At 70.3% G+C, this 4,034-nt stretch carries 2 protein-coding genes; both read left to right on the top strand.

What is annotated here, in order from left to right:
* Positions 1-2,618 (top strand): PDZ domain-containing protein (locus tag AB0J09_RS58355; protein ID WP_360711813.1); only part of this gene is annotated, 2,618 nt, incomplete at its 5' end.
* Between the two features lie 155 nt (positions 2,619-2,773).
* A partial coding sequence (locus tag AB0J09_RS58350; RefSeq protein WP_360711810.1) for a glycosyltransferase family 4 protein occupies positions 2,774-4,034 on the top strand: 1,261 nt, incomplete at its 3' end.

Here is a 4,034-nt window from a genome sequence, read left to right as displayed (position 1 = left end):
TGTGGATCGACCCGCGCGGCGACGGCGAGTTCCGGCGGCTGATCAGGCTGCCGGGAAACCTGGCCTCGCCCTGCTGGAGCGGCGGCCGGGTGTGCTTCATCTCCGACCACGAGGGCGTCGGCAACGTCTACTCGTGCACCCCCGACGGCGAGGACCTGCGCAAGCACACCCACCACGACGACTACTACGCGCGCAACCTGTCCGGCGACGGGCACCGGCTGGTCTACCACGCGGGCGCCGACCTCTACCTGCTCGAGCCGGGCGAGCCGGCGCGCAAGCTGGACGTGCTGCTGGCCAGCTCCAGGACCCAGCGCAACCGCAGGTTCGTCGATCCCGCCGACTACCTCGACAGCGCCACGCTCAGCCCCGACGGCAGCGCGCTGGCCGTCACGGCGCGCGGCAAGGCGTACGCGATGGCCGACTGGGAGGGGGCCGTGCAGCAGTGCGGCTCGCCCGACGGCGTCCGCTACCGGTTCCTGACCTGGCTCAACGACGGCGCCCGGCTGATCGCGGCGGCCAGCGACGACGGCGACGAGGAGCGCCTGGTCATCCTCGAGGGTCACGAGGGCGGCGGCGGCACGGAGGTGGCCAGGCTGGGACGGGTCAACGCCCTCGTCCCCGACCCGGCGCACGACCGGGTGGCCGTCGTCAACCACCGCCACGAGCTGCACCTGCTCGACCTGGCCACGGGCGAGGCGGAGCTGGTGGAGGCCAACCCGCACGGCGCGCCGGACGACCCGGCCTGGTCGCACGACGGGCGGTGGCTGGCGTACACGAGCCCGCTCGACTCCCAGTCCAGCGCGATCAAGCTGCACCACCCCGAGACGGGGCGGACGGTGCAGGCCACGGAGCCGGTGCTGGAGGACTCGATGCCGGCGTTCGACCCGCAGGGCCGCTACCTCTACTTCATCGGCCAGCGGACCTTCTCGCCCGTCTACGACCAGCTCCAGTTCGACCTGGGCTTCCCCCTCGGCACCCGCCCGTACGCGGTGGCGCTGCGCGCGGACGTGCCCGACCCGTTCGTGCCCCTGCAGCGGCCCCTGACGGAAAGCGACGAGGACGACGACTCCGGCGAGCCCGAGCCGCTGCGCGTGGACGTCGAGGGGCTGGCCCGGCGCGTCACCGCGTTCCCGCTGCCCGAGGGGCGCTACGAGCGGGTGGCCGGGCTCAATGGCAAGGCGCTGATCCTGACCAGCCCGCTCGAGGGCGAGAACTCCCTGCATCTGTACGACTTCGCCAAGGGCAAGAACGAGCCGTTCGCCGACGGCGTCACCGACTTCGAGCTGGGCCGCGACCACAAGACGCTGCTCTACCGCGCGGGCTCGAGGCTGCGGGTGGTCAAGGCGTGGGAGGCGCCGGGCGATGAGGAGACGCCGGGGCGCGAGAGCGGCTGGATCGACCTGTCGCGGATCAAGGTGTCGGTCTGCCCGGAGGCGGAGTGGCGGCAGATGTTCCGCGAGGCGTGGCGGCTGCAGCTCGAGAACTTCTGGACCGAGGACATGGCGGGCGTCGACTGGCCTGCCGTCTACGACCGATACCGGCCGCTGGTGGAGCGGGTCACGACCCGCGGCGAGTTCTCCGACCTGCTGTGGGAGCTGCACGGCGAGCTGGCCACGAGCCACGCCTATGAGAGCGGCGGCGAATACCGCCCCGGCCCCGACTACAGCCAGGGCAAGCTGGGCGTCGACTGGGACTACCGCGACGGCGTCTACCACATCCGCTCCATCGTGACCGGTGACCCGTGGGATCCCAAGGCGACCTCGCCGCTGAACCGGCTCGGTCTCGACGTACGTACGGGTGACGCGGTCCTGGCCATCGACGGCGCGCCCATCGGAACGGCCGCCACTCCGAACGAGCGCCTGGTCAACCATGCCGGCGAAGAGGTCGAACTGACACTGCGCCGTGAGGACCGGGTGTTCACGGTCACCGTGCGCACCATCGCCGACGAGCAGCCGGCCCGCTACCGCGACTGGGTGAACCTCAACCGCGCCGAGTGCCACGAGCGCTCCGGCGGGCGCGTGGGCTACGTGCACGTGCCCGACATGGGGGCCGACGGGTTCGGGGAGTTCCACCGGGGGTTCCTGGCCGAGTACGGCCGCCAGGCGATCATCGTGGACGTGCGCTTCAACGGCGGCGGCCACGTCTCGGCGCTGCTGCTGGAGAAGCTGGCCAGGCGGCGGCTCGGCTACGACTATCCGCGCTGGGGCGACCCGGAGCCGTACCCGCCGGAGTCGCCGCGCGGGCCGCTGGTGGCGATCACCAACGAGTGGGCGGGCTCCGACGGCGACATCTTCAGCCACACCTTCAAGCTGCTGAAGCTGGGGCCGCTGGTCGGCAAGCGCACCTGGGGCGGCGTCATCGGCATCTGGCCGCGCCACCAGCTCGCCGACGGCACGGTCACGACGCAGCCGGAGTTCTCCTTCGCCTTCGACGATGTCGGCTGGCAGGTCGAGAACTACGGCACCGATCCCGACATCGAGGTCGACATCACCCCGCAGGACTACGCCAGAGGCGTGGACACGCAGCTCGAGCGGGCCATCGACGTGGCGCTCGACCTGCTGGCCGAGCAGCCGCCGCACACTCCTGATCCCCGCCTTAGGCCGCGCATGCAACCTTAGAGACATTGCGGGCGTCTAAAGATCATAGGTGGGGACAGCGCATAGGGGATGAACACGTGCACTCCGCCGAAGCGGGACAATAAGCCGGTGGTGAGGCTCCTCGCCACCGGCCATGTGTGTTGGGACTTCTTCCGGCGATAAAAGGGGACTGTCAGGTGCGCGCACTGGCACGCAAGGGAAAGTCGGCCGCGGTCCGGCTGTATCGGGGGTACAACCGGCGCAAAGCGGAGAACGCGCCCCCGCCGTCGACTCGGCAGGTCCGCATTCTGCTCCTGCACGCCTACGGGATGGGCGGGACGATCAGGACCGTGTTCAACCTGGCCAGCTATCTGGCCAACGAGCACGACGTCGAGATCGTGAGCATCCTGAAGGAGGCCGAGGAGCCGTTCTTCCCCATCGACCCGCGGGTGAAGTTCCGCTTCCTGGACGACCGGCTCCATCCCAGCCCCGACCCGGTGCGCGCGATGTTGTCGAAGATGCCGAGCCGGCTCATCCCCAAGGAGGAGTCGGCGTACCACCGCTTCAACCTGTGGACCGACCTCAAGCTGGCCCGCTACATCCGCTCGCTCGACACCGGCGTGCTGATGGCGACCCGGCCGGGGCTCAACCTGGCGGTGGCCCAGCTGGCCCTGCCCGGCGTCATCACGGTCGGGCAGGAGCACGTGGCGCTGCGCACCCAGTCCGAGCCGATGCAGGAGCTCATCAAGTGGCGCTATCGCCGCCTCGACGCCCTGGTCACGCTCACCAAGGCCGACCTGCGCGACTACCGTGAGACGCTGCCGAAGAAGCCGCGCAAGCTGGCCCGCATCCCCAACGCCGTACCCCCGATGACCGGTGGCGTGTCCAAGCTGGACGCCAAGGTCGTCGTCGCGGTCGGCAGGATGACCCGCATCAAGGGCTTCCACCGGCTCATCACCGCCTGGGAGACGGTCGCCGCCGCCCATCCCGACTGGAAGCTGCGCATCTACGGCGCCGGGCCGCAGGAGGAGAACCTCGCGCAGCAGATCGTGGAGGCGGGGCTGGAGGGCAAGGTCGAGCTGCCCGGGTCCACTCCCGACGTGGGGGCCGAGCTGGAGAAGGCCTCGATCTTCGTGCTGAGCTCCCGGCATGAGGGCTTCCCGATGACGATCCTTGAGGCGATGGCCAAGGGGCTGGCGATCGTCAGCTTCAACAGCCCGCACGGGCCCAAGGAGATGATCACGCACGGGGTGGACGGGCTGCTGGTCAAGCCGCGTACCAACGCCAACCTGGCGGATTCGATCATCCGGGTGATCGAGGACGAGCAGCTGCGGCGGAGCCTGGCGGAGGGGGCGCTGGAGACGGCGCGTACGTACGACGTGGATGTGATCGGGGAGAAGTGGGACGCGCTGCTGGCGGAGCTGCTGGCGCGCCGCAACGGCACGTACGTCCGCCCCC

The organism is Nonomuraea sp. NPDC049784, assembly GCF_040659615.1.
Classification (GTDB): Bacteria; Actinomycetota; Actinomycetes; order Streptosporangiales; family Streptosporangiaceae; genus Nonomuraea.
This window is presented reverse-complemented; position numbering and strand designations above follow the sequence as displayed.